General features: G+C 72.1%; 18 protein-coding genes, 1 pseudogene and 1 riboswitch. Of the genes and pseudogenes, 9 read left to right on the top strand and 10 right to left on the bottom strand.

The window, feature by feature from the left end; translation table 11 throughout:
- The first annotated feature begins 70 nt into the window (after positions 1-70).
- Positions 71-526 (top strand): winged helix-turn-helix transcriptional regulator, encoded by a 456-nt coding sequence (locus ACFRFC_RS25345; RefSeq protein WP_382680301.1) that lies wholly within the window; start codon positions 71-73, stop codon positions 524-526.
- On the opposite strand, the gene ACFRFC_RS25340 is transcribed toward ACFRFC_RS25345, so the two are convergent.
- Complete coding sequence (locus ACFRFC_RS25340) at positions 513-1,100, bottom strand: CGNR zinc finger domain-containing protein (RefSeq protein WP_382680300.1); 588 nt, start codon at positions 1,098-1,100, stop codon at positions 513-515. The two genes, ACFRFC_RS25345 and ACFRFC_RS25340, sit on opposite strands and share 14 nt — an antisense overlap.
- Before the next feature lie 90 nt (positions 1,101-1,190).
- Here ACFRFC_RS25340 and ACFRFC_RS25335 point away from each other — a divergent pair, with 90 nt between their 5' ends.
- Together ACFRFC_RS25335 and ACFRFC_RS25330 are read left to right on the top strand one after the other, a co-directional pair.
- Positions 1,191-1,661 carry a VOC family protein gene (locus tag ACFRFC_RS25335; protein ID WP_382680299.1) on the top strand — a complete coding sequence of 157 codons (471 nt, stop codon included), beginning with the start codon at positions 1,191-1,193 and terminating at the stop codon, positions 1,659-1,661.
- 215 nt (positions 1,662-1,876) lie between these two features.
- Positions 1,877-2,827: a M28 family metallopeptidase gene (locus tag ACFRFC_RS25330; protein ID WP_382680298.1), complete on the top strand. Its 951-nt coding sequence runs from the start codon at positions 1,877-1,879 to the stop codon at positions 2,825-2,827.
- Positions 2,828-2,967: 140 nt separating this feature from the next.
- On the opposite strand, the gene ACFRFC_RS25325 is transcribed toward ACFRFC_RS25330, so the two are convergent.
- Positions 2,968-4,116: a tetratricopeptide repeat protein gene (locus tag ACFRFC_RS25325; protein WP_382680297.1), complete on the bottom strand. Its 1,149-nt coding sequence runs from the start codon at positions 4,114-4,116 to the stop codon at positions 2,968-2,970.
- A gap of 300 nt (positions 4,117-4,416) precedes the next feature.
- Here ACFRFC_RS25325 and ACFRFC_RS25320 point away from each other — a divergent pair.
- Positions 4,417-5,609 (top strand): annotated as a pseudogene (locus tag ACFRFC_RS25320) (amidase).
- A 92-nt stretch (positions 5,610-5,701) separates the two neighbouring features.
- Positions 5,702-6,295, top strand: a complete 594-nt coding sequence (locus ACFRFC_RS25315; RefSeq protein WP_382680296.1) for a flavodoxin family protein — start codon at positions 5,702-5,704, stop codon at positions 6,293-6,295.
- A 66-nt stretch (positions 6,296-6,361) separates the two neighbouring features.
- Here the strand turns inward: ACFRFC_RS25315 and ACFRFC_RS25310 are convergent, their stop codons facing one another.
- The 4 genes from ACFRFC_RS25310 to ACFRFC_RS25295 form a co-directional block, all read right to left on the bottom strand.
- A complete protein-coding gene (locus ACFRFC_RS25310; protein ID WP_382680295.1) occupies positions 6,362-7,258 on the bottom strand; it encodes an ABC transporter permease in 897 nt (298 codons plus the stop codon).
- A 352-nt stretch (positions 7,259-7,610) separates the two neighbouring features.
- Positions 7,611-8,585 carry an ATP-binding cassette domain-containing protein gene (locus tag ACFRFC_RS25305; RefSeq protein WP_382680294.1) on the bottom strand — a complete coding sequence of 325 codons (975 nt, stop codon included), beginning with the start codon at positions 8,583-8,585 and terminating at the stop codon, positions 7,611-7,613.
- Between the two features lie 170 nt (positions 8,586-8,755).
- Entirely contained in the window at positions 8,756-9,964 is a 1,209-nt protein-coding gene (locus tag ACFRFC_RS25300) for an outer membrane lipoprotein carrier protein LolA (RefSeq protein WP_382680293.1), read from the bottom strand.
- A gap of 424 nt (positions 9,965-10,388) precedes the next feature.
- Positions 10,389-11,399 (bottom strand): polyprenyl synthetase family protein, encoded by a 1,011-nt coding sequence (locus ACFRFC_RS25295; protein ID WP_382680292.1) that lies wholly within the window; start codon positions 11,397-11,399, stop codon positions 10,389-10,391.
- 309 nt (positions 11,400-11,708) lie between these two features.
- On the opposite strand from ACFRFC_RS25295, the gene ACFRFC_RS25290 reads away from it, so the two are divergent.
- Positions 11,709-13,820 carry a CocE/NonD family hydrolase gene (locus ACFRFC_RS25290; protein ID WP_382680291.1) on the top strand — a complete coding sequence of 704 codons (2,112 nt, stop codon included), beginning with the start codon at positions 11,709-11,711 and terminating at the stop codon, positions 13,818-13,820.
- A 269-nt stretch (positions 13,821-14,089) separates the two neighbouring features.
- Positions 14,090-14,262, top strand: a riboswitch (cyclic di-AMP (ydaO/yuaA leader).
- Positions 14,263-14,267: 5 nt separating this feature from the next.
- Positions 14,268-14,741 carry a transglycosylase SLT domain-containing protein gene (locus ACFRFC_RS25285; RefSeq protein ID WP_382680290.1) on the top strand — a complete coding sequence of 158 codons (474 nt, stop codon included), beginning with the start codon at positions 14,268-14,270 and terminating at the stop codon, positions 14,739-14,741.
- 135 nt (positions 14,742-14,876) lie between these two features.
- On the opposite strand, the gene ACFRFC_RS25280 is transcribed toward ACFRFC_RS25285, so the two are convergent.
- On the bottom strand, positions 14,877-15,710 hold the full coding sequence (locus ACFRFC_RS25280; protein WP_382680289.1) for an HAD family hydrolase: 834 nt from the start codon (positions 15,708-15,710) through the stop codon (positions 14,877-14,879).
- 416 nt (positions 15,711-16,126) lie between these two features.
- Between ACFRFC_RS25280 and fahA the strand changes: the two genes are divergently transcribed.
- A complete protein-coding gene (gene fahA, locus ACFRFC_RS25275; protein ID WP_382680288.1) occupies positions 16,127-17,347 on the top strand; it encodes a fumarylacetoacetase in 1,221 nt (406 codons plus the stop codon).
- Positions 17,348-17,745: 398 nt separating this feature from the next.
- Entirely contained in the window at positions 17,746-18,684 is a 939-nt protein-coding gene (locus ACFRFC_RS25270) for a M56 family metallopeptidase (RefSeq protein WP_382680287.1), read from the top strand.
- A gap of 735 nt (positions 18,685-19,419) precedes the next feature.
- Here the strand turns inward: ACFRFC_RS25270 and recQ are convergent.
- The 3 genes from recQ to ACFRFC_RS25255 form a co-directional block, all read right to left on the bottom strand.
- Positions 19,420-21,603, bottom strand: coding sequence for a DNA helicase RecQ (gene recQ / locus ACFRFC_RS25265; RefSeq protein WP_382680286.1), 2,184 nt, complete (start codon positions 21,601-21,603; stop codon positions 19,420-19,422).
- 214 nt (positions 21,604-21,817) lie between these two features.
- Positions 21,818-23,467 carry an NADH-quinone oxidoreductase subunit NuoN gene (gene nuoN, locus ACFRFC_RS25260; protein WP_382680285.1) on the bottom strand — a complete coding sequence of 550 codons (1,650 nt, stop codon included), beginning with the start codon at positions 23,465-23,467 and terminating at the stop codon, positions 21,818-21,820.
- On the bottom strand, positions 23,464-25,035 hold the full coding sequence (locus ACFRFC_RS25255) for an NADH-quinone oxidoreductase subunit M (protein WP_382680284.1): 1,572 nt from the start codon (positions 25,033-25,035) through the stop codon (positions 23,464-23,466). The genes nuoN and ACFRFC_RS25255 overlap by 4 nt, the downstream gene beginning before the upstream one ends.
- Between the last annotated feature and the right edge of the window lies 1 nt (position 25,036).

The raw sequence follows: 25,036 nt of genomic DNA, 5'->3' as shown, positions 1-25,036 counted from the left end.
CCAGCGTGCGGCACCATCGGAAGATAGGGAAGAAGGCACTTCGAAGTCACCGAGTTACTGCGAGGGCACCATGGAGTACGGCGACGCCGATCCGTTCCAGTGGGACACCCGTGAGGACTGCGAGGTACGCCAGATCCTGGACCGGATCGCGGACAAGTGGTCGCTGCTGGTGATCGCCCTGCTGGACACCCGCCGACTGCGCTTCACCGAGCTGCGCCGGGAGATCGACGGGGTCAGCCAGCGGATGCTGACCGTCACCCTGCGCCAGCTGGAGCGGGACGGCCTGGTCGAGCGGACCGTGCACCCGGTGGTGCCGCCGCGCGTCGACTACGAGCTGACCTCGCTCGGCAAGACCCTGCACGCCACGATCCAGTCCCTGGTGACCTGGACGGAGGAACACCAGCTGGAGATCGCGGGGGCGCGGGCGGCGTATGACGCGCGGGAGGCGGCGGGGACGGCGGGGGCGGAGGCGGTAAGGGCAGAGGGGGCGGCGAAGCCGCCGGTCGGGGTCGCTAATCCTCGGTGAAGGTGGTTTCCCGGGCCCGCGCCCGGTGCGCCCGCACCTTCGCCAGATTCCCGCAATGCTCCATCGAGCACCAGCGGCGCCGCCCCGGGCGTGAGGTGTCCACGAACAGCAGCGCGCAGTTGCGGGAGCCGCATTCGCGGATGCGGTCGGCGTACGGCCCGCTGAACAGGTCGATCGCGTCCCGGGCGACGGTGGACAGCAGCCGCGTACCGGTCGCGGCACCCGGCGGCCAGGCCCGGTCGCCGTCGGCGGTCAGCCGGGGGACGAGGGGCGGCTCGGCCGCCGCCGCGTTGAGGGCGCCGAGGTGCCCGGGGTCGAACGGACGGCCGTGCGCACGGTCGGCGGTGAGCAGATAGAGGGCGTCACGGACGTCTCGTACGGTCGCCAACTCGGCCTCGGTGACGATGAGTTCCAGCCCTTCCGGGAGCCGGCTGCGGGCCGTCCAGGCCACGAGATCGGCGGGCTCGTGCAGCACCTCGAAACGGGCGAAGACACCCGGGCCGCCGGTCGTCAGCAGCTCCAGACACAGGGCACCCGGGTCGAATCGGTAGGGATTGCCCTCGTGTGTGCGCAATGTGATGCCCGGAGACCGGCCAGGCCCATGTGCCGACCCATCCGGCGTTTCCCTTGCCCGTTCGCTCACGTAACCACTATAGATGGTTACATGGCAGACACAGAGGCCGCTCGGCCGATCCACTGGAAAATCGTCATGGACTGCGCCGACCCGCAGGCGCAGGCCGATTTCTGGGGCGCCGCCCTGCACTACACCGTCGAGGACAACAACGCGCTGATCGAGCGACTGCTGGAACTGGGCGCGCTGCCGCGCGAGGCCACCGTCGAGTACCGCGCCCGGCTGGCCTTCCGGGACCTGGTCGGCGTACGGCATCCGGACGATCCGTACGACGAGGAGTCGGGGACCGGGCTCGGCAGGCGCATCCTCTTCCAGCGCGTACCGGAGGCGAAGGCGGGCAAGAACCGGCTCCACCTCGATCTGCACCCCGGCCCAGGGCTGATGACCGCCGAGGTCGAGCGGCTGACGGAGCTGGGGGCGAGTGTGCTGCGGGAGGTGAAGGAGGGGTACGGGGAGTGGGTGGTGATGGCGGATCCGGAGGGGAACGAGCTGTGCGTGCACTAGCCCCGACCTTCAGATTCCTCACGCGGCCGGCCGGCCTCGGACAGAAGGCCCGCCCCTGATCCGGCCGGACTCGGACACGTGGCTGACCTCAAACACCTGGCCGAATAGATCTCTTGACGGAGAGTCAACCCCAGCTTCACCATCCAGGCACCCCATTCACTGTGGAATCCCTGTGGTCACCCCACGGGGTTCCCCACGGAATTCGGAGCCCCCACATGAAGCTCTCCGTTTCCGGGCGGGCGGCCACGGCTGCCGTCGTCGCGGTCGCGACCGTGCTGACCGGCGGATCCCTCGCCGGTGCCGCTCCCGCCTCCGGGCCGTCGGTGCTCGCCGCACCCGACATCCCCCTTGCGAACGTCAAGGCGCATCTGAACCAGTTCCAGTCCATAGCCACCGCCAACGGCGGCAACCGAGCGCACGGCCAGACCGGCTACCGGGCCTCGCTGGACTATGTGAAGGCGAAGCTGGACGCGGCCGGCTTCACCACGACCATCCAGCAGTTCACCTCCTCCGGCCGGATCGGCTACAACCTGATCGCCGACTGGCCCGGCGGCGACCCCGAGCAGGTCGTGCTGGCCGGCGCCCACCTGGACAGCGTGGCCTCCGGCCCCGGCATCAACGACAACGCCACCGGCTCGGCCGCCGTCCTCGAAACCGCCCTGGCCGTCTCCCGCGCCGGCCTCACGCCCACGAAGCATCTGCGGTTCGCCTGGTGGGGCGCGGAGGAACTCGGGCTGATCGGCTCGCGTCACTACGTCACCAGCCTGACGACCACGGACCGCGCCCGCATCGACGGCTACCTCAACTTCGACATGATCGGCTCCTCCAACCCCGGCTATTTCGTCTACGACGACGACCCGGTGATCGAGCAGACGTTCAAGAACTACTTCACCGGCCTCGGCATCCCCACCGAGATCGAGACCGAGGGCGACGGCCGCTCCGACCACGCCTCGTTCAAGAACGTGGGCATACCGGTCGGCGGTCTGTTCACCGGCGCGAGCCGGCTCAAGACCACCGCGCAGGCCGCCAAGTGGGGCGGCACGGCGGGCCGCGCCTTCGACAGCTGCTACCACTCGTCGTGCGACACGACGGCCGCCGTCAACGACACCGCGCTGGACCGGAACTCGGACGCGGTCGCGTACGCGATCTGGGAGCTGTCGGACTGAGCGGGGCACTGCCTTCGGGCCCACCAGCGCGCCCGCCTCCACACCTGCCCGCGCGCGCCTCCAGGCCCACCTCCGCGCCAGCCTGCGCGCCTTTCTGCGCGGGCGCCTCCTGCTGGGTGACCTTCCTCCGCTGAGGCCGGTCACGCCTTCCGGGCGCGGGCCGTGAGCCGGTCCATCCTGGCCAGCGCCACATCCAGCTCCTCACGGTCCTCGGCGGCCGGACCTCCGGGTTCGGCCGCCAGTTCCGTCCATACGGCGATCAGTTCCCGGCCCAGTTCCAGCCCTCGCGCGGGATCCCGCACCGCCCGCCACGCCGTGGCCGCGCTCTGTACGTTGCTGTAGGCCGCCTCCGCGTCACCCGCACCGGCGTGGCCGCGGACGATATCGAGGGAGAGCCGGAAGGCGCGCTCGGGCTCGCCGGCCAAGTAGGCCACGTAGGCGGTGAGTTCGGCCAGCCTGCGGACCTCGGAGTGTCCGGCGCCGAGCGTCGCGGACGCCTCGGTCAGCGCCCGCTCGGCAAGGCCGGACGCGGTGTCCGTACGGCCCTCCTTCACCGCCTCGCCGATCCGGGCCATCGGCTCCGCGAGCGGGGTCGCGGCGGGCGTCCGGTCGTCCAGTACGGCCTCGGCGACCGCGTCGAACCCACGCGGCGGCGTCGGCGTGCGCTTCGGGTCGGGGTCCAGCGCGAGGGCGAGGGCGATGTCGGGATCGCGGGTGGGAACGGGGGCGGGAACGGGGGTGGAGGTGGGGGTGGAGGTGGGGGTGGAGGTGGGGGTGGAGGTGGGGGTGGGGTCGGCGGGGTGCGCCCGTGCCGGGTCCATGAGCGGCGGGGGGCCGAACTCGCCCCTCGGCGGTACGGCCGTACCGGGGGTGGGAGCGGGGGCGGGGGCGCGCAGTGGGAACGTCGGGGTGTTCTCGCCGAGGGGGGTGGGCGGAGGGAAGGGGGACGCCGGGGGCGCGGCGGGCGCCGCCGGGGGCAGCGCGGCCGGCTCGCCCGCGAGATGGCTGGAGCCGTCCGGATCGACCCGGAGCGGGATGACGTACCCGATGCGCTCGTCATGGACCGACGCCAGCACGGGCTGTCCGGCGGCCACCGCGGCACGGTGGAGATGGTCGAGCACGGTCCGCTGGAGATCCTGGCCGGGCCGTGCGGCGACGGGCACTCCGGCGACGGAAGCGCCGTCGTTCCCGGCACCGGTGATCCGTACCTCGATCGGGGTCGTGGCGAGGGCGGCCGGGGGGGTGGCGCGCTCTTGTTCCCGCTTCTTCTCGCGGCTGAGTCGAGACATCTTTTCCCTCACTCGGATGGGTCCGCGAGCCTTCCGCGCACACCTAGGTCGAGTGTCCCCGCCCCGCCTCACGGCACGCGTCACCGCAGCGTCACAGCATCGTCCCAAGTGGCAGCACCCGGGGCGGCGCGGCCAGACCACTCGGGTCAACTGGGCAGGCGGCGTCAACTGGGCCAACCGGCACGGCTGATACGGCAGAGACCGCCGGTACCGCAGATACCGCAGATACGGCTGATACGACTGACAGGACCGATTGGACCGATTGGACCGACAGGACCGACAGGACGGACAGGCGCCCTCATGAAGCCCACCCCTTGCGCCCACGAGATCGCCGCCGCCGTCCGCTCCGGCGCGACGCGTGCCGTCGACGTCGTGACGGCCGCGCTCGACCGGATCGCTCGGGCCGAACCCACGCTGAGCGCGTTCGCCGAGGTGTGGCCGGAGGCGGCGTCGCTGCGGGCGGAGGAGGTGGACGCGCGGGTCGCCGCCGGCGAGGTGCTGCCGTTGGCCGGGGTGCCGATCGGGGTCAAGGGGCGGCGCGGCGGACTGCGCGCGGCGGACGCGCGGGCACTGGTGGACGCCGGGTGCGTGCCCGTGGGCGCCACGTCCGTGCCCGGTCCGGGCACCGTCTGGCAGACCTGGGGGCTCGGGCGGTACGGCCGCACCGTCAACCCCTGGCGGGCGGACCGTACGCCGGGCGGCTCCTCGGCGGGCGCCGCGGCGGCGGTGGCGGCCGGCCTGGTGCCGCTGGCGACCGGCGGCGACGGGGCAGGCTCGATCCGGATCCCGGCGGCCTGGTGCGGAGTCCTCGGCCTGAAGACGACGAACGGCCGTCCGCCGGTCACCGACCCCACCGGCCTGACCGCCCTCGGCGTCCTCGCCCGCTGCCCGGCGGACGCGGCGGCGTACTGGGACGCGGTCTCCGGAGCCCCATCCGACACCCCGCCCTCCCGTACCCCAGCCACACCCCCCACCCCCGCCGCCACCCCTCCCCACCACCCCTGGCCACCTGGTCCCCCGGCCTCGGCTTCGCCACCCCCGACCCCGAACCCCTGGCCCTCGCCCGTGCCGCCGCGCACCGCCTCGCGGACGAAGGTGTCCTACGGACGGCCACCCCACCCGCCGCCCTGCGCCTCGCCGACCCCGCCCCCGCCTGGCTGGCCCTGCGCACACCGGGCGCCGACCTCGCCCCCGCCCGGCGCCTCCGCGCCGCGAACGACCGGCGGCTCGCGGCCCTGTTCGCCCATACGGACCTCCTGCTCACCCCCGCCGTCCCCAGCGCCCCGCATGGCCACTCAGGCCCCGGCGACCGCTACTCCACCGAGCTGACCTGGGCGTTCAACCTCAGTGGGCACCCGGCGATCAGTCTCCCGGCCGGGTTCGGGAGCGACGGGTGTCCGGCCGGGCTCCAGATCGTGGCGCCGCACGGCCGGGAGGACCTGCTCCTGTCGGTCGCCCGGCAGTGGACAGACAATGCATGCGTGTGCACATAATGCACGTGCGCTTAATTGCCGCACGCGGGGTACGCGGGCGGTGAGCGCGCCGCAGAACAGCCATGGACACCCGTTCGAACTGGGGGAACCCCATGACCCGCCGTTTTCTGTTCGTGCTGGGCAGCAGCCGCCCTGATGGCAACACCGCACTACTGGCCCGCGAGGCCGCCGCGCACCTGCCCTCCGATGTCGAGCAGCAGTGGATCGACCTCTCTGGACTCGATGTGCCCGAGTTCGAGGATCTGCGCCACGACAGCGACCATGTCCGCCCCACCGAGGGGCCTCTCTCCGACCTGCTGGACGCCACGCTCGCGGCGACGGACATCGTGATCGCCTCGCCGCTGTACTGGTACACCCTGTCCACGCCCATCAAGCGCTACCTCGACCACTGGTCGGGCTGGACGCGCACCCCGGGGGTGCACTTCCAGGACACCCTGTCCGGGCGCACGCTGTGGGGCGTGACCGCCCTGGCCCATGAGGAGTTCGAGGTCGCGGACCCGCTCATCGGCACGCTCCACCTCTCGGCCGCGTACCTGCGCATGAACTTCGGCGGGGTGCTCCTGGGCAACGGCAGCAAGCCGGGCGACGTCCTCAAGGACACAGCGGCCCTGACACGGGCCAAGACCTTCTTCGCCCAGGAGGCCCCGGCGGCCCGCTTCCCCTACGAGGTCTACGAGGAGGTGTAGGGACCTTCCGAGGGACCTTCCGAAGGCCCTACCGAAGGCCCTACCGGCCGACGGACCCCGGCGGCGCTACGCGGTCACGTCCTTCGCCGCGAATCTCGCCCAGGCCGCCGACCCGAACACGGCCGCGTACAGCGCCTGCAACCCGAGGTTCCTGACCAGCTCGTCCCAGTACACCGGCTCGCGCATGAGGTCGGCGAACGACAGCCAGTAGTGCGAGAAGAAGTACGGCTGGAGCGCGCTCAACTGGGGTATCTGGTCGAGGATCTGCACGGTGATCAGCAGCCCGACCGTCGTCGCCATCGCCGCGATCCCGCTCCCGGTGAGTGTGGACACGAACAGTCCGAGCGCCGCCACCCCGATCAGCGACGCGGCGACGACGAGGGCGATCAGCAGCGCCCGCCCGAGCCCCTCGGCGAAACTGATGCGCGTACCGGAGATCGTGGTCAGCTCGCCCAGCGGGAACAGCAGGGCCCCCACGATCAGCGCCGACACCGCCACCGTGAGCGTCGCGGCGACGCAGAACACGATCACGGTGGCGTACTTGGTGAGCAGCAGGCGGGTGCGTCCGGCCGGGGCGACCAGCAGATACCGCAGCGTCCCGGCGTTCGCCTCCCCCGCGATCGCGTCGCCCGCCACCACCCCCACGGCCATCGGGAGGAAGAACGGCAGGGTGGCGGCGAGGGCGGTGAAGACCAGGAAGAGGCCGTTGTTGGTGATCTGGGAGATGAAGGCCGGGCCTCCGCCGCCGCCTCCCCCGCCGTCCAGCGAGGAGCCGTCGCCGGTCTCGATCCGCACCGCGACCCCGACCAGGATCGGCACGGCCGCGAGCACCCCCAGCAGGGCGAGGGTGCGCCAGCGGCCAAAGGTCAGCGCGAGTTCGCTGCGCAGCAGCCCGAACGTCCACAGCGGACTCGGCGCGCGGGCCGCCTGAGGCGCCCGCCCTCCTTGAGACGCCCGGGCCATCCGGGGCCCCCGAGGCACCCGAGGCACCCACCCAGCCTGAGGCGCACCCACGATCTCGGGCGAACCCGCCGTCTCAGACGCACCCTTCGGCCCGGGCGTGCCCCCCGGCTGAGGCACACCTACCGTCTCGGGCGGGCCCCACGGCTGAGGCGCACCTGGCACCTCGGGCGGGCCCACTGGCTGAGGCGCACCCAGCGTCTCAGGCGGGCCCGCCGTCTCGGGCGGGCCCACCGTCTCGGGCGGGCCCACCGACTCGGGCGTGCCCACCGTCTCGGGTACACCCCTCGCCCGGGACGCACCCCCCGGCTGAGGCGCCCGCCCCGCCGCAGGCGTCCCGCCGGCCCCGCCGGTCTCACCCCGCGACATCGAAGCCCTCCCCGGTCAGCGCCACGAACGCGTCCTCCAGCGAGGCCCGCTCCACGGTGAAGCCCCGCACCCGGACCCCCGCCACGACCAACGCGGCGTTGAGATCGGCGAGTTCCCCCTCCGGAAGCTCCCCGAAGACCCTGTCGTCCTCAAGTACGACATCCCCCACCCCCTGTTCCTTGAGCACCCGCGCCGCGTCCCCGGCGTCCGGGGTGACGACGACCAGCCGGCCGCGTGTCCCGGCGGCCAGCTCGGCGACCGGCCCCTGGGTGATCAGCCGGCCCTGGGCCATCACCGCCGCGTGGGTGCAGACCTGCTCGATCTCGTCGAGGAGATGGGAGGAGAGGAAGACCGTGGTGCCCTCGGAGGCGAGTTCGCGGATCAGGGCGCGGATCTCCCGCATGCCCTGCGGGTCGAGCCCGTTGGTCGGCTCGTCGAGCACCAGCAGCTCGCGCGGCTGGAGCAGCGCGGCGGCGAGACCGAGGCGCTGCTTCATGCCGAGGGAGTACGCCTTGGCCTTCTTGCCGGCCGCCGCCGCGAGGCCGACCCGCTCCAGCGCCGCGGCGACGCGGGTGTGCCGGGTGCGGGGGTCGGCGGTCGGGTCGGCGGCGTCGTAGCGGAGCAGATTGTCGCGGCCGGAGAGGAAGCCGTACAGGGCAGGGCCCTCGATGAGGGCCCCGACGTGCGGGAGCACGGTACGGGTGGCCCGGGGCATGGGCTGCCCCAGGACCCTGGCCGTGCCGGAGGTGGGCTCGATCAGGCCCATCAGCATGCGGATGGTGGTGGTCTTGCCCGAGCCATTGGGGCCGAGGAAGCCGAAGACGCTGCCCGCCGGGACGGTCAGGTCGAGGGCGTCCACGGCGAGCTGCCCGCCGCGGTAGCGCTTGGTGAGCGCGCGGGTGTGGATGATGCCCTCATCCACCCGCTCCGGCCGCGGTTCCGTGGCGGACGCCTCCTCCATACGTGCTCCCCCGATCGTCGTACGCGGCAGCCCTCACGACCGCCGCCACTGCCCTGCGCCTCGCCTCGCCGCGCTGTTCGTCACCGCGCTGCCCCTATCCGCACTGCTCGTCACCGCGCTGCCCCTCGCCGCGCTGCTCGTCACCGCGCCTCGCGGTCTCGCGCTGCCCGCTACTGCCCCGAATCGGCCGCCTTCACCAGCGCGTCCTGCGTGACCGCGCCCACGTAGACCTTGCCGTCGTCGGTGATCAGGGCGTTGATCAGACGGGTCTCGAAGACCGTGCCCTTGCCGAACTTGCCGCTGACCTGGCTGCCGAGGGAGTCCAGGAAGCCGCCGAACTCGCCGCCGGCCTCGGTGCCGGACGGGATGCCCTGGCCGCCGGTGTCGAGCACCGCGATCGCGTTCCACCCCTCGCCCAGCACATTCAGCCCGTCGAGGCCCTTGGCGAGATCCTCCTCGGACTTGGGCTGCTGGGGCTCGGCCGCCGGGAGGTCGGACTCCTCGGTGACCTTCGAGCCCTCGGGCGGGGTGAAGTCGAAGGTGGAGGCGGCCGGCGGGTCAAAGCTGACCTGTGTGAACCCGGCGTCGACCACGGCCGCGCCACCGCTCGCCGGGGTGAGCGTGAACTTCAGCGGGGTGTAGGTCTCGGAGTCCACCGCGATGCTGATCTGACCGACCGTCGAGCCGGACTGCTTCGGCTTGACGACCAGCTTGTAGGCATCGCGCCCGGCGACCTGCGCGGTGCCGTCGACGGTGACCGACGTGGTCTCGTCGACCGCCGCCAGGGCGCGCTCGGCGAAGTCCTTCGGGGTGGCCGGGACGTCCTGCCCGGCCTCGGCGCCCTCGGCGGACGTCGAGTGGTACACCTCGTTGGACTGGCTGTCGTAGCCCCAGACGTCCTTGCCGTTGTGGATGACGCTGTACTCCGCCGCGTCCTCCAGCAGGGACAGCTTCTGCTTGTCGGGGCCGTCCACCGCGACCCGCAGGGTGTGCGTGCCGGCGGCCAGCTCGGTGAGCCTGGTCTGCGGGTCGGCCGCGGAGCCGGAGCCGTCGTCGCCGCCCGGGGTGGCGGCGCCGGACAGCAAACCGCTCTCCAGACCGCCCAGGTTCGGCAGGCCGAGGTCCGTGGTGATCTTCACCGTGCCGGACAGCCGCTCGGTGTCCGACTCGGCGATCCGCTGGATGAGCTGCTGCGCGCTGATCTCCGGGAGGTCGGGGCTGCCGGAGTCGGCGATCGCGGGAACCAGTCCGATGGTCACCGCCGCCACCCCCGTCACCGCGACCGGGACGACATACCGCGCGGCCTTCTTGCGCCGGCTCGCTCGCGGGGCGTCGATGCCCGCGGCGGTCGTGCTGTCGTCGGATTCGTACGGTGCCATGTGTGCCTTACCTCCGTGTCGGCGGCGGCTTCCGTCGTGTCTCGTCGGTGCACGGGTCCCACCCCGAGCCGCCATTCTCACCCGAATCGGTGAGGAGTGGTGTCCTTCCGCACTCACCATCTGACCAAATCAGCGGCCCGGAATCGTCAGCCCCCAGAGCCAACTGCGCGTACTGCCTCGGTATGACACGGACCCCCTGCGGCTACCCCCACCCGTAGGGGTCGGGGCACCCCCCTGTAGGGGGAGTTCGAGGACGAGGCCTCTTCGAGGGGCGAGCCGAAGCGGGCGTCTGGGGCCGACGGTCGGTCGGGGCCGGCGGTCGGCCGGTCGGAGGGCAGAGGTCGGTCAGCGGGCGGCAGCCCCCGGCAGAGCCCGGCACGAACGCCGAGCCCCCCGACAAACGGACGGCACCTATCCCGCCCGGTTATCCCGCCCGGTGCACCACCGCATCGCACAGTTCCTCCAGCGCCCGCCGGGCGTCGCACTCCCGCAGCGGGGCGAGCGCGGACCGCGCCTCCTCGGCGTAACGCACGGTGTCCCGCCGGGCCTGCTCCAGCGCCGGGTGCGCGCGCAGTCCGGTCAGGGCCTCGGCGTGGCGGGTGTCGTCGGTGAGGTCGGAGTCCAGCAGCGCGCACAGGGCGAGGTCCTCGTCCAGCCCGAGCCGCGCGGCGCGCTCACGCAGCCGCAGTACCGGCAGGGTGGCGATGCCCTCGCGCAGATCGGTGCCCGGGGTCTTGCCCGACTCCTGGGTGTCCGAGGCGATGTCCAGGACGTCGTCGGCAAGCTGGAAGGCGACGCCGAGCCGCTCGCCGTACTGGGTGAGGACGTCGATCACGGACTCGTCGGCGCCCGACATCATCGCGCCGAACCGGCAGGAGACCGCGACCAGCGATCCGGTCTTGCCGCCGAGCACATCGAGGTAGTGGTCGACCGGGTCGCGCCCGTCGGCCGGTCCGGCGGTCTCCAGGATCTGGCCGGTGACCAGCCGTTCGAACGCCTCCGCCTGTACCCGTACGGCCTCCGGCCCGAGGTCGGCCAGTATGTGCGAGGCGCGGGCGAACAGGAAGTCACCCGTGAGGACGGCGACCGAGTTGCCCCAGCGGGTGTTCGCGCTGGGCACCCCGCGCCGGACGGCCGCCTCGTCCATGACATCGTCGTGATAGAGGGTCGCCAGATGGGTCAGCTCGACGACGACGGCGGAGGGGACGACCCCGGGCGCGTGGCGGTCGCCGAACTGGGCGGCGAGCATCACCAGAAGTGGCCGGAATCTTTTGCCGCCGGCCCGCACCAGATGCTGGGCGGCCTCCGTGATGAACGGCACCTCGCTCTTGGTGGCCTCTAGCAGCCCTTCCTCGACAGCCGCCAATCCGGCCTGGACATCTGCTTCCAGAACCTGGTCCCGCACGCTCAGCCCGAACGGCCCGACGACGGTCACGAGGGATCTCCTGTCTGCTGGTGTCTACTGGCGATTACCCGGTATGTCGATACGTCGCTGCCCTCACTCACGTCAGCGTATCCGGTCATGTTTCGATCACGGATGCCGCCCACCGCACAGCACGGGCGCTATCGGATCACGCCAGGTATGTTTTTGATCACCTGATAAGAGCTGATATTTAGCGACTTGCATAGAAGTAGGGAGAAATGTCGCGGATCTGGCCTCGGCGCCGAGGGTCGACCGCACCACTTTCAGCCGCCCACGGATCACGGCCGCCCGCCGCGCCGCCGCCCACCTGGGGTCACCCTGATGCACATCCGTACGTCCTTCCCCTACCAAACGACCCATGAGGACCTCCGGGTCCCGCTGCGTGACGGGACCCTGCTGTACGCGCGCGTGTGGCGCCCGCTGACCGGCGAACCCGTACCGGCGCTCCTGGAGCACCTGCCCTTCCGGCTGACCGACGGAACCGCCGTGCGCGACGCGCAGCGCCATCCCTGGTACGCGGGCCACGGCTACGCCTCCGTCCGGGTCGACGCGCGCGGGCACGGCAACAGCGAGGGCGTCCCCTCGGGCGGCGGCTCCTGGACGGATCCGGCGGACGCCAGGCACTCGACAGACGCGACAGGCGCGATGACCTCGGTGGACGCGGCGGACGCCGCCGACGTCGTGGACTGGCTCGCCGCGCAACCCTGGTGCGACGGCAAGGTCGGCATGTTCGGCATCTCCTGGGGCGGCTCCCTCTCGCTGCGGACCGCGGCCCTCGCGCCCGGACCGCTCAAGGCGGTCGTCAGTGTGTGTGCCACGGACGATCGATACGACAACGACGGGCAGTACACGGGAGGTTCCGTCCTCGCGGCGGACATGCCCGCGTGGGCGGCCAGAACCCTCGCCCTCGCCGCCCGCCCGCCGGACCCGCGCCACGCCGGGGACGCCTGGCGGGAGCTGTGGCTGTGCCGTCTGGAGGCGCTCGAACCCGCCCTGCACACCTGGCTGGAACACCAGGTGCGCGACGGCCACTGGCGGGCCGGTGACGTCCGGGAGAGGTACGGCTCGATCGAGGCGGCCGTGCTCGCGGTCGGCGGCTGGCAGGACCCGTACCGCGACACCGTGCTCCGGCTGGTCGAGCACCTCCCGGCCGGCCGGGTGCGCGGGCTGCTCGGCCCCTGGCCGCACGGGTACCCCGACCGGGGCCGCCCGCCCGGCCCGGCGATCGGCTTCCTCCAGGAGACCCTGCGCTGGTGGGACCACTGGCTCAAGGGCCGGGACACGCGCGTGCTCGCCGATCCCCTCCTGCGCGCGTACCTCACCGAGAGCCACCCGCCGGCGCCCGCGTACGCCACCCTGCCCGGCCGCTGGACCGCCGAGCCCGTCTGGCCCTCCCCGTACGTCACCCACGTCACGTACGCCCTCCAGGGCGCCCCCGTGCCCGTACGGTCCCCGATGCACACCGGGGTCGACGCGGGCGCCTTCCTGCCGCGCGGGGGCGACGCCGATCTTCCGCCGGACCAGCGCGCGGAGGACGGGCGGTCGGTCTGCTTCGAGTTCCCGGTCGGTGAGCGGACCTCGGTGCTGGGGCGCCCGCGGGTCAGGCTGCGGCTGCGCTGCGAGGTGCCGCGCGGGCAGGTGATCGCCCGGCTGTGCGACGTCGCCCCGGACGGCGCCTCGGCCCTGGTGACCCGGGGCGTGCTGAACCTCTCCGCGCGGACGGGCCCCGACCGGTCGGTGCCGTGGCCGCCGGGCGCGACCGAGGAGGTGACCTTCGAGCTGGGCGGCACGGGCCATGTCTTCGCGCCGGGGCACCGGGTACGGCTCGCGGTCTCCTCCGCGTACTGGCCCTGGGTCTGGCCGCGGCCCGGCTCCGAGGCCGGTTTCACCCTGGACCCGGCGGGCAGCGCCCTGGAGCTGCCGGTACGGCGGGAGGAGCCCGGCGCCGGGGCGGACCGGGGGGACCGAGCCGACCGGGAGGACCGCTCGGGCCGGGCAGACGCGTCGGGCCGGGCGGCCTGGGCCGAGCCCGAGCAGGCCGAGCCGCTCGGGGTCGTCTCCCCCGTCACCCTGGACGAGCCGCGGCCCGCGCGACTGGTGGTGCGGGACGTCGCCCAGGGCGAGTGGCGGCTGGAGGTCGATCCCCGGCACGGCGGCACCCAGGTGCATCCCGACGGGCTGGAGGCCACCGAGGAGGCGCTGGAGTCGTACACGATCCGCGACGGCGACGCGCTGTCCGCGCGCACCCGCTCGGACCGGACGATCCGGCTGCACCGGCCGGAGGCGGCCTGGGACACGACGGTCCGGGCCCGGTCGGAGATCGGCTGCACAGAGACGGAGTTTTTGACCTCTAATGAGGTGATTTGCACCCACGGCACCGAGGTGGTCTTCCATCGCACCTGGGAGCGGCGGATTCCACGGACCGCTGGTTAGTAGGCACTTGGGCTCAATGCCCGATTTACCACTCTTGCGCTCGCACGTGACTTGACTCACTCGCGCCCACGGACAGCATTTCCCCCACCATCCCCCGATCCACCCTTCCCCTTCACCGAGTTGACCCTTTTCGACCGCAAAGGATCATGTGGGTCAGATAAGGAGGTGAAGATCAGAAGCGGCATTTTGTGATTCCGCCACTTGTTTCCGACATCTGCTCTCGCATACGTTCCCGGCCAGTCGGGCGGACGCCTAGTCCTGCCACCGCCCGCACCAACCCACTAGATCCACGGCAGGAGCGGGGGACCCAGGTAAGTCGCCGGGCCGGACGTCGTACGACGCACCGGAACGGCTCGGGGTGAAGCCGTGCCCGCAAGGGCCGGCCGGGCACCTCCCCGCCCGAACCCGACAGCTCACCTCGCAGGCGTAGGAGAGGAACAGTTCCCCATGTCCGCACACCGCTCCACGCGTGTTCGCCGCCTCACCCGCAAGCTCGCCGTCGCCGGTACCGGCGCCGCCGTGCTCGCCCTCCCGCTCATCGGCGCCACCAGCGCGTCCGCCGCCTCGCCGACCGTCGTCTCGGCGGCCACCTCCGCCTACCCGAACAGCCTCGACGGCTGGATCCGCCAGTCGCTCGACGTCATGGCCCAGAACGGCATCCCCGGCAGCTACGACGGCATCTACCGCAATGTGATGCGCGAGTCCTCCGGCAACCCGGCCGCCGTCAACAACTGGGACTCCAACGCCGCCGCCGGCACCCCGTCCAAGGGCCTGCTCCAGGTGATCGACCCGACCTTCGCCGCGTACCACGTCTCGGGCACGCTCTACGACCCGTACGACCCGATCGCGAACATCGTCGCCGCGTGCAACTACGCGGCGGACCGGTACGGGTCGATCGACAACGTCTTCGGCGCCTACTGAGCGCTCCGCACCTGAGCGGCCTCACCGGCCGTACGGCCTTTCCGGCGGTTCCCTTTGCGGGTTGGGGCTCGCAAAGGAAAATCAAGCAGAACTTCGACCGGGCCGTCTCGACCGTTTCTCCGAGGTGAATTCCCGTCAGGGAAAAAGTCGTTCGAGGACGACGGCGATGCCGTCGTCCTCGTTCGATGTGGTGACCTCGTCGGCGACCGCCTTGAGTTCGGGATGGGCATTGGCCATCGCCACCCCGTACCCGGCCCAGTCGAACATCGGGACGTCGTTGGGCATGTCCCCGAACGCGATGGTGTCCTCGGCCCGCGCCCCCAGCCGCCGGGCCGCGAGCGCCAGGCCGGTCGCCTTGGTCACCCCGCACGGCTGGAGCTCGACCGTGCCCGGCCCCGACATGGTGACCGTCGCGAGCGAACCGACCACCGCGCGGGCCACCGACGCCAACTCGTCGTCGGACAGCTCCGGATGGCGCAGCAGCACCTTGCTGATCGGCTCGGTCCACAGCTCGTCGCGGCGCCGGACGCGCACCGCGGGCAGCGTCGGATGCGGCATCAGATAGCCCGGCTCGATCAGGGTGAGGCCCTCGACACCGTCCTGGTCGACGGCCGCGTACACCTCGCCGACCTCGGCCTCGATCTTGCCGATGGCGGTCTCCGCCAGCTCCCGGTCCAGGGTGACCGACCACAGCAGCCGGTCCGCGCCGGCGTCGTAGAGCTGCGCGCCCTGTCCGCACACCGCCAGGCCCGTGCTGCCCAGTTGCTCCAGGAGCGGGCGCACCCGCGGGGCGGGCCGGCCGGTGACCACGAGATGCCGGGCACCGGCCTCGGTGATCCGCGCCAGCGCGGCCAGCGAGCGGTCGGAGAAGGTGTCGTCGCCGCGCAGAAGTGTTCCGTCGAGGTCGGTGGCGACAAGGGTGTACGTGGTGCGCGCGGTGCGTGCGGCATATGCAGTGGGTGCGGCCATGATCAGAGAATACGGACATCGCGCGGCCCCGACCCGGCCGGAACCGGACGTCGGACGGGTTCCCTCACGTCCCGCCCGTCCCCGTCAACTCCCCTGTACCATGCGGGCTTTCACTCCCGGAGCCGTCCGCCCGACTGCTGAAAACGGGTCCGCTTTTCACTCAGATGTGGGGGACGCGTCCGCGTCGACACCCGCCCCGTGCTCAGCCGTTGCCGCGCCGGCGGGTGCGCCGGAGTTGCCTCCTCCGAATGCCGGTTTTCAGGACACTGCCGAATTCTTTGGGCGCCCGAGACCGCAGGATGCCGACCTGCCGCGACGTAACGTGTGGCACGGCCACATAACGGCCCCATTGGCGGCACTGGGTAAGAGATGTGGTGCGTCACCACATGGCCCCCACGAGAGTGAGGCAGAACCGCATGTCCCCCTTCGATGTCCCCGAGGGCGACCCCTTCGGCCCGCACAACCTTCCGTACGGTGTCTTCTCCCCGGCCGGTACGCGGGAACGGACCGTCGGCGTCCGGCTCGGCGACCACGTCCTCGACGCCGGTGCCGCCGCACGCGCCCTGGGCTCCCCCTACTTCGCGCTCCTCGCCCGTCCCACCCTCGGCCCGCTGCTCGCGGCGGGCCGTACCACCTGGTCGGACGTACGGCGGGCGCTGACCGCCTGGGTGACGGTCCCGGCGCACCGCGAGGTGATCGAGCCGCTGCTGCACCCGCTGTCCTCGGTGACCCTGCACCTGCCCTTCGAGGTCGCCGACTACGTCGACTTCTACTCCTCCGAGAACCATGCCCGGAACGTCGGCCGCATCTTCCGCCCCGACGCCCCGGACTCCCTCCCCCCGAACTGGAAGCACCTGCCCACCGGCTACCACGGCCGCGCGGGCACGGTCGTGGTCTCCGGGACACAGGTCGTACGGCCGTCCGGGCAGCGCAAGGCGCCCACCGACCCGGCGCCGGTCTTCGGCCCCTCCGTCCGGCTGGACATCGAGTCCGAGGTCGGCTTCGTGGTGGGCGTCCCGAGCGAGCAGGGCAGCCAGGTGGCCCAGGGCGACTTCCGCGACCACGTCTTCGGGCTGTGCCTGCTCAACGACTGGTCCGCGCGGGACGTCCAGGCGTGGGAGTACGTCCCCCTCGGGCCGTTCCTCGGCAAGTCCTTCGCCACGTCGGTCTCGGCCTGGATCACCCCGCTGGACGCCCTGGAGACGGCCCGGGTCGCCCCGCCGGAGCGCACCCATCCCCTGCTGCCCTATCTCGACGACAGCGAGGAGGAACCCGCCGGGTACGACCTGCGGCTCTCTGTCGCGATCAACGGCCACGTCGTCTCCGAGCCGCCCTTCTCCACCATGTACTGGACCGCCGCCCAGCAGCTCGCCCACCTGACCGTCAACGGCGCCTCCCTGCGCACGGGCGACCTCTACGGCTCCGGCACGGTCAGCGGGCCGGGCGAGCGCGAACGCGGCTCCCTGCTGGAGCTGACCTGGAACGGCCGCGACGCCCTGGACCTGCCCGACGGCAAGCGGACCTTCCTGGAGGACGGCGACGTGGTGACCCTCACAGGCTGGGCCCCCGGCCCGGACGGGTTGCGGGTGGGGCTGGGGGATGTGGTGGGGCGGGTGGTGGGGGCGGTCGGGGGGTAGATCGGAGGGCGGTCGGGGGGTGGTCGGGGGCCGTTGAAGGCGGTCGGGGACGGCCCCGGAGGTCGGGCGGAGGGGCGACCGGATGGGCGGTCGGAGGACGGTCGGCAGGGCGGCCGGGGGCGGGCCCCGAGGGCGGTCATGGCCCCCGGTGAGGAGGCCGGAGCCGGATGACATGTTCTCGCCGTGTTCCGACGGCTGACTACAGGCGCCCGAGCCCGTCATACTGGTCGGCGGCGCGTAAGTGAGCGCCCCGTGCGTGATGTCCCGCGCGGGCCGCCACCTATCGCCGAGCCGCCGCCCGGCACCACGCCCGGCGTCGTCACAGCACCCGCACCACCCCGCCCGCTCCCCCGCCCCACCCGAGCCGCCCATCCCGACCAGGATCCGGAGACCCTGGGATGACCGTCACCCTGCTCCTGTTGAGCGTCGTCGCCCTGACGGCCGCCGTGCCGGCACCCCATGCGCTGATCCGGGCCGAATGGCCCGAGCGGGAGCCCGTCGTCGGGCTCTGGGTGTGGCAGTGCCTGGTCGCCACCGTCCTGCTGTCCTGTCTGACCGCGCTGGCCCTGGGCGCGGCGGCGGTCTTCCAGACCGTGCGCGACCATGTCTTCGCCCCGGCGCCCCCGGGTGTCACCGCCGCCTACGACCTGTCCGCCGCGCCGGTGTGGTCGGTGGTCCTCACCCTGCTGCTGGCGTGCGGCGCGGCCTGGACCACGGCGATGCTGGCCCGCGAACTGGTGGAGGTGCGGCGGCGACGCGGCACCACCCGCGCCCATCTGCGCGAACGCGCCCCCGAACTGCCCGCCGGGCTGCCCCGCTCACGCGGCCCGCTGCTGGTGCTGGAGGACGAGTACCCGGACGCCTGGTGGCTGCCGGGCCATCCGCCCCAGCTGGTGGTGACCACCGGTGCCCTGCACAAGCTCACCGACCACCAGCTCGACGCCGTCCTCACCCATGAACGCGGCCACGCCCGCGCCCACCACGACTGGCTGCTGCATCTGTCCACGGCGCTGGCCACCGGCTTCCCCCGGGTGCCGCTGTTCGCCCACTTCTGCGACCAGACCCGCCGTCTCGTCGAACTCGCCGCCGACGACACCGCCTCCCGCCGCTGCGGCCACCTCACCACCGCCCTCGCCCTGATCGAGCTGAACCAGCACCGGGGCGTGCTGTCCTGCGCCTCCAGCCGCCGTCTCCTGGGCGAGCGCGTAGACCGTCTGCTGGAGCCCAAGCCACGTCTGAACCGCCGTCGCCGGGCGCTCACGACCACGGTCGCCGCCCTCGTACCACTGCTGCCGCTGATCATCACCTTCCTCCCGGGTCTCCACGCCCTGGGCTGACACCCGCCCGGTCCGAGGCCGGTCCGAGGCCGGTCGGCGGGTGGCAGATCTCGCCCGCGTCCGGCGATGCCACCCTTGGACTCCGTCCGGGACCACGCCGAGCGGGGCGCGACCCGCATCACCGCGCACCACGCCCGGCAGCGTGGCGCGCGGTCGGGAGACAGGAGACACCGAGGACGACGGCACCCCGGCAGCCGCCTTGAGCGCGGTCCCCACCGCCTCGACCGCCTGACCGTCCCGACGGGGCACCCCCGACTCCCCGGTCCGCGCCGCCACCTACGCTGCCCTGCCCTCCACCGGCTGCCCTGCCCTCCACCGGCTGCCCGGCCCCCTCGCCGGCGATGCCCCCGATGCCGTCGCCGCCCGGTCCAACCCGGCCCGGCACATCCGCAAGGGTGGCCACCACCGCCCAGTCGGCAGCCCGCGCTCTCAGCTACCGCCCCGTCGGCTGCCAGCCCTGTCAGCCGCCCGCCCTGTCAGCCACAGCCCCCGTAGGCCACCCCCCTGTCAGCCAACCGCGCCCGATCCACCCATACCCACCCTCACCAAGCCCGTCGCCGCCCCAACGCCGATGCCCGCAAGGCCGCCGTCCCGGCCCTGACCGCCCACGCGAGCAGGGCCAGGCCCGCACCGCCCTTGCCACGGCGACGACCGGCCGCCCCCGATCCGGACGTCAGGCCCTACAGGACCCACGCCCTGTGAGGCATCGCGAGCCCCGCCCGCCCCACCGCACAGCTACATCCAGTCCTCCGGCTCCGGCTCCACATCCCCCTCCGGCCACAGCTCGTCACCACCGAAGCCGGCATCACCCCCGGAGCCACCCCGGCCACCGGACCCAGCACCGCCACCTCGCCCGACCCCGACTCCGCCCCCGACCCCGACTCCGCTCCCGGCATGGGCACCCGCACCAACTCTGCCCCGCCCACCAACACCGGCATCGCCAAGCGAGCCCGCTCCACCACCGGCACCCACACCGCCACCGGAGCCGCCGCCGGCACCACCGCCGCCCACCGGCCGCTCAAGGCCCCCCAGCACCCCGACCACACCCTCCCCGTACGTCGCCAGCTTCTTCTCGCCGACGCCGCTGATACCTCCCAGCTCCCGCACGGACGCGGGCCAGACCGTCGCGATCTCCCTCAGCGTGGCGTCATGGAAGATCACATACGCGGGGACGCCCTGCTCCCGGGCCTGCTCGGCCCGCCAGGCGCGCAGTGCCTCGAACGCGGGGAGCAGTTCCTCGGGCAGCTCGGCCACCGCCGCCTTCGCCTTGCGCTCCCCACGCCCCCCGCCCCCGCCACCGCCACTGCCACTGCCACCGCCGGACCGGGCCACCGCCGCCTTCTTCGGCTCCTTCCGCAGCGGAACATCCCGCTCCCGCCGCAGCACCGAACCGCTCGCCTCGGTCAGCACCAGCGTGCCGTACTCACCCTCGACGGCGAGCAGGCCCTGTGCCAGGAGCTGCCGGACGACGCCCCGCCACTCCCCCTCGGCCAGCTCCTCACCGATGCCGAACACCGACAGCTGGTCGTGGTCGAACTGGATCACCTTGGCGCTCCGCTTGCCCAGCAGGATGTCCACGATCTGCACGGCGCCGAACTTCTGCCCCCGCTCCCGCTGCAACCGCACCACCGTCGACAGCACCTTCTGCGCCGCGACCGTGCCGTCCCAGGTCTCCGGCGGGGTCAGGCAGGTGTCGCAGTTGCCGCATCCCGCCGCGCCCGGCTCCTGGCCGAAGTACGCGAGGAGCTGCCCGCGCCGGCACTGGGCGGTCTCGCACAGGGCGAGCATCGCGTCCAGGTGGGCCTGGGCGCGGCGCCGGAACGCCTCGTCGCCCTCGCCGGACTGGATCATCTTGCGCTGCTGTATGACGTCGTTGAGCCCGTACGCCATCCAGGCCGTGGACGGCAGTCCGTCGCGCCCGGCCCGGCCCGTCTCCTGGTAGTAGCCCTCCACCGACTTCGGCAGGTCCAGATGGGCCACGAACCGGACGTCGGGCTTGTCGATGCCCATGCCGAAGGCGATGGTCGCCACCACCACCAGCCCGTCCTCCCGCAGGAACCGCGACTGGTGGGCCGCGCGGGTGCCCGAGTCCAGCCCCGCGTGGTACGGCACCGCCGCGACGCCGTTGCGCGCGAGGAACTCCGCCGTCTTCTCCACGGAGTTGCGCGAGAGGCAGTACACGATGCCCGCGTCTCCCGGGTGCTCCTCCCGCAGGAAGCCGAGGAGCTGCTTCTTGGGGTCTGCCTTCGGCACGATCCGGTACTGGATGTTGGGCCGGTCGAAGCTGGCCTCGAAATGCCGGGCCTCCGGCATGTTCAGCCGCTGGGTGATCTCCTTGTGGGTGGCATGCGTGGCCGTCGCCGTCAGGGCGATCCGCGGCACCTCCGGCCAGCGCTCGCCGAGCACCGCCAGGCTCAGATAGTCGGGCCGGAAGTCATGGCCCCACTGGGACACACAGTGCGCCTCGTCGATGGCGAAGACCGCGATCTTGCCCCGGGACAGCAGATCCAGTGTGTTGTCCAGCCGCAGCCGCTCCGGCGCCAGATACAGCAGGTCCAGCTCGCCGGCGAGGAACTCGGCCTCCACCGTCCGCCGCTCGTCGAAGTTCTGCGAGGAGTTGACGAACCCGGCCCGCACACCGAGCGCCCGCAGCGCGTCCACCTGGTCCTGCATCAGCGCGATCAGCGGCGAGACGACGATCCCCGTGCCTGGTCTGACCAGCGCGGGGATCTGATAGCACAGTGACTTGCCGCCCCCGGTCGGCATCAGCACCACGGCGTCCCCGCCGGCCACCACATGCTCGATGACGGCTTCCTGCTCGCCCCGGAAGGACTCGTATCCGAAGATCTTGTGGAGCGTCTCCAACGCTTCGCTCCCGGCTACCGCCGCCATGCCACCGATCCCGCCCGTCCCACGCATCGCCGTGCCCCCGTACGTCGTGCCTCGACCACTGCGTCCACGATAGGCCCCCGCACTGACACCCCAGGAGTTATCCACAGGCCAACCCCATCCCATCCCACCCCACCGCTCCGCACCCCACCGCACACCGGACCCCACCGCACACAAAAGGACCCCGGCTCCCCAAGGAGAGCCAGGGCCCCTCACGCGCCGAACGCGGCCCGGAAGCCGCAGGTCAGCGCACGAACACCCCCGCCGTCCCGGCGAGGTCCAGGAAGTACTGCGGGGCCACCCCAAGCACCAGCGTGACCGCCACGCCGACGCCGATCGTCGTCATCGTCAGCGGTGAGGGCACGGCGACGGTCGGGCCCTCGGGCCGCGGCTCGCTGAAGAACATCAGCACGATCACCCGGATGTAGAAGAACGCGGCGATCGCCGACGAGATCACACCGACCACGACCAGCGGCGCGGCCCCGCCCTCCGCCGCCGCCTTGAACACGGCGAACTTCCCGGAGAAGCCAGAGGTCAGCGGGATACCGGCGAAGGCCAGCAGGAACACCGCGAAGACGGCCGCCACCAGCGGCGATCTCCGTCCCAGCCCCGCCCACTTCGACAGGTGGGTGGCCTCGCCGCCCGCGTCGCGCACCAGCGTGACGACGGCGAAGGCGCCGACCGTGACGAAGGAGTACGCGGCGAGGTAGAAGAGGACCGAGGAGACGCCGTCCGGGGTGGTCGCGACGACACCGGCGAGGATGAAGCCCGCGTGCGCGATCGACGAGTACGCCAGCAGCCGCTTGATGTCGGTCTGGGTGATCGCGACGATCGCGCCGCCCAGCATGGTGATGATCACGACGCCCCACATCACCGGCCGCCAGTCCCAGCGCAGGCCGGGCAGCACGACGTACAGGATGCGCAGCAGCGCGCCGAACGCGGCCACCTTGGTCGCCGCCGCCATGAAGCCGGTGACCGGTGTGGGCGCGCCCTGGTAGACGTCCGGCGTCCACATGTGGAAGGGCACGGCGCCGACCTTGAACAGCAGGCCCATCACGATCAGCGCGGTGCCGACCAGCAGCAGCGCGTCGTTGTCCATGGTGTCGGCGAGGGCGGGCGTGACATTGGTGACCGTGCCGTCGACGACCTGCGCGATGGTGGCGTACGACATCGAGCCCGCGTAGCCGTACAGCAGGGCGATGCCGAACAGGGTGAACGCGGAGGCGAACGCGCCGAGCAGGAAGTACTTCACGGCCGCTTCGAGCGACATCATCCGCTTGCGGCGGGCGAGGGCGCACATCAGGTACAGCGGCAGCGAGAAGACCTCAAGGGCGACGAACAGGGTCAGCAGGTCGTTGGCCGCCGGGAAGAGCAGCATGCCGGCGACCGCGAACATCAGCAGCGGGAACACCTCGGTGGTGGTGAACCCGGCCCGCACGGCGGCCTGCTCGCCGTCACTGCCCGGTACGGCCGCGGCCTGGGCGGCGAAGGAGTCGACCCGGTTGCCGTGCGCGGCCGGGTCCAGGCGCCGCTCGGCGAAGGTGAACAGGCCGACCATGGCGGTCAGCAGGATCGTGCCCTGGAGGAACAGGGCCGGTCCGTCGACGGCGATCGCGCCCATGGCGGCGATGCCGGACTTGGTGGTGGCGTATCCGTCGGCGGCGAGCGCCACCACCCCGGCGAAGGCGGCGGCGAGCGCGACGACGGCCAGGAACGTCTGGGCGTAGTAGCGGGACTTGCGCGGTACGACCGCCTCCACCAGCACCCCGAGGATCGCCGCGCCGAGGACGATCAGGATGGGCGAGAGCTGGGCGTACTCGATCTTCGGCGCCTCGATCTTCGAGATCGGGTCGGCCGCGGTTGTCCACAGGCTGTGGACGGCTGCTGCGCTCACCTTGCGGCCTCCACCTCGGGCTGGGGGTCCTGCTTCTGTACGTCGGACATGGTGTGCTCGACCGCCGGGTTGACGATGTCGGCGATGGGCTTCGGGTAGACGCCGAGCACGATCAGCAGCGCGATCAGCGGGGCGACGACCACGAGTTCCCGCACTCTGAGGTCGGGCATCTTGGCGACGGCGGGTTTCACCGGGCCGGTCATCGTCCGCTGGTAGAGCACCAGCGTGTACAGGGCGGCGAGCACGATGCCGAAGGTGGCGATGATGCCGATCACCGGATAGCGCGCGAAGGTGCCGACCAGGACCAGGAACTCACTGACGAAGGGCGCCAGTCCTGGCAGCGACAGGGTCGCCAGGCCGCCGATCAGGAAGGTGCCGGCGAGCACCGGGGCGACCTTCTGCACTCCGCCGTAGTCGGCGATGAGCCGCGAGCCGCGCCGGGAGATCAGGAAGCCGGCCACCAGCATCAGGGCGGCCGTGGAGATCCCGTGGTTGACCATGTAGAGCGTGGCGCCGGACTGGCCCTGACTGGTCATCGCGAAGATGCCCATGACGATGAAGCCGAAGTGCGAGATCGACGCGTACGCCACCAGCCGCTTCATGTCCCGCTGGCCGACCGCGAGCAGCGCCCCGTAGATGATGCTGATCAGGGCGAGGACGAGGATGACCGGTGTCGCCCACTTCGACGCCTCCGGGAAGAGCCCGAGGCAGAAGCGGAGCATCGCGAAGGTGCCGACCTTGTCGACCACCGCGGTGATCAGGACGGCGACCGGTGCGGTGGCCTCCCCCATCGCGTTGGGCAGCCAGGTGTGCAGCGGCCACAGTGGCGCCTTCACCGCGAAGGCGAAGAAGAAGCCGAGGAACAGCCAGCGTTCGGTGTTGGTGGCCATGGTCAGCTCGCCGCTGGCGCGGGCCGCGGCGATCTCGGGGAGCGAGAAGTTCCCGGCGACGACATAGAGGCCGATCACCGCGGCCAGCATGATCAGGCCGCCGGCCAGGTTGTAGAGCAGGAACTTCACGGCGGCGTACGACCGCTGGGTGGCCGCCGTCTTCTCGCCGTGCTCGTGGGCCCGGTCCCCGAAGCCGCCGATGAGGAAGTACATCGGGATCAGCATGGCTTCGAAGAAGATGTAGAAGAGGAAGACGTCGGTGGCCTCGAAGGAGATGATCACCATCGCCTCGACGGCCAGGATCAGCGCGAAGAAGCCCTGGGTGGGCCGCCAGCGGGTGGAGCCGGTCTCCAGCGGGTCGGCGTCGTGCCAGCCCGCGAGGATGATGAACGGGATCAGCAGGGCGGTCAGCGCGATCAGCACCACGGCGATGCCGTCCACGCCCAGTTCGTAGCGCACCCCGAACTCGGAGATCCAGGCGTGCGACTCGGTGAGCTGGTAGCGGTCGCCGCCGGGGTCGAAGCGGACCATGATCACGACGGCGAGCGCGAGGGTGGCGAGCGAGAACAGCAGCGCCAGCCATTTGGCCACCGAGCGCCGGGCGGCCGGTACGGCGGCCGTGGCGATGGCCCCGAGCGCCGGGAGCGCCGCCGTCACTGTCAGCAGGGGAAAGGACATC

It is taken from the genome of Streptomyces sp. NPDC056734 (assembly GCF_042790455.1).
Classification (GTDB): domain Bacteria; phylum Actinomycetota; class Actinomycetes; order Streptomycetales; family Streptomycetaceae; genus Streptomyces.
Note: the sequence above shows the minus strand (reverse complement) of the source record. Positions and strands in the feature narration are given on the sequence as shown.

Coding starts and splice junctions, on each gene's coding strand:
- ACFRFC_RS25285 (WP_382680290.1), top strand. CDS start 14,268: ATGTCCGCACACCGCTCCACGCGTGTTCGCCGCCTCACCCGCAAGCTC.
- ACFRFC_RS25330 (WP_382680298.1), top strand. CDS start 1,877: ATGAAGCTCTCCGTTTCCGGGCGGGCGGCCACGGCTGCCGTCGTCGCG.
- ACFRFC_RS25335 (WP_382680299.1), top strand. CDS start 1,191: ATGGCAGACACAGAGGCCGCTCGGCCGATCCACTGGAAAATCGTCATG.
- ACFRFC_RS25300 (WP_382680293.1), bottom strand. CDS start 9,964: ATGGCACCGTACGAATCCGACGACAGCACGACCGCCGCGGGCATCGAC.
- ACFRFC_RS25325 (WP_382680297.1), bottom strand. CDS start 4,116: ATGTCTCGACTCAGCCGCGAGAAGAAGCGGGAACAAGAGCGCGCCACC.
- ACFRFC_RS25255 (WP_382680284.1), bottom strand. CDS start 25,035: ATGTCCTTTCCCCTGCTGACAGTGACGGCGGCGCTCCCGGCGCTCGGG.
- ACFRFC_RS25305 (WP_382680294.1), bottom strand. CDS start 8,585: ATGGAGGAGGCGTCCGCCACGGAACCGCGGCCGGAGCGGGTGGATGAG.
- ACFRFC_RS25310 (WP_382680295.1), bottom strand. CDS start 7,258: ATGGCCCGGGCGTCTCAAGGAGGGCGGGCGCCTCAGGCGGCCCGCGCG.
- ACFRFC_RS25280 (WP_382680289.1), bottom strand. CDS start 15,710: ATGGCCGCACCCACTGCATATGCCGCACGCACCGCGCGCACCACGTAC.
- ACFRFC_RS25290 (WP_382680291.1), top strand. CDS start 11,709: ATGCACATCCGTACGTCCTTCCCCTACCAAACGACCCATGAGGACCTC.
- recQ (WP_382680286.1), bottom strand. CDS start 21,603: ATGCGTGGGACGGGCGGGATCGGTGGCATGGCGGCGGTAGCCGGGAGC.
- ACFRFC_RS25345 (WP_382680301.1), top strand. CDS start 71: ATGGAGTACGGCGACGCCGATCCGTTCCAGTGGGACACCCGTGAGGAC.
- ACFRFC_RS25315 (WP_382680296.1), top strand. CDS start 5,702: ATGACCCGCCGTTTTCTGTTCGTGCTGGGCAGCAGCCGCCCTGATGGC.
- fahA (WP_382680288.1), top strand. CDS start 16,127: ATGTCCCCCTTCGATGTCCCCGAGGGCGACCCCTTCGGCCCGCACAAC.
- ACFRFC_RS25270 (WP_382680287.1), top strand. CDS start 17,746: ATGACCGTCACCCTGCTCCTGTTGAGCGTCGTCGCCCTGACGGCCGCC.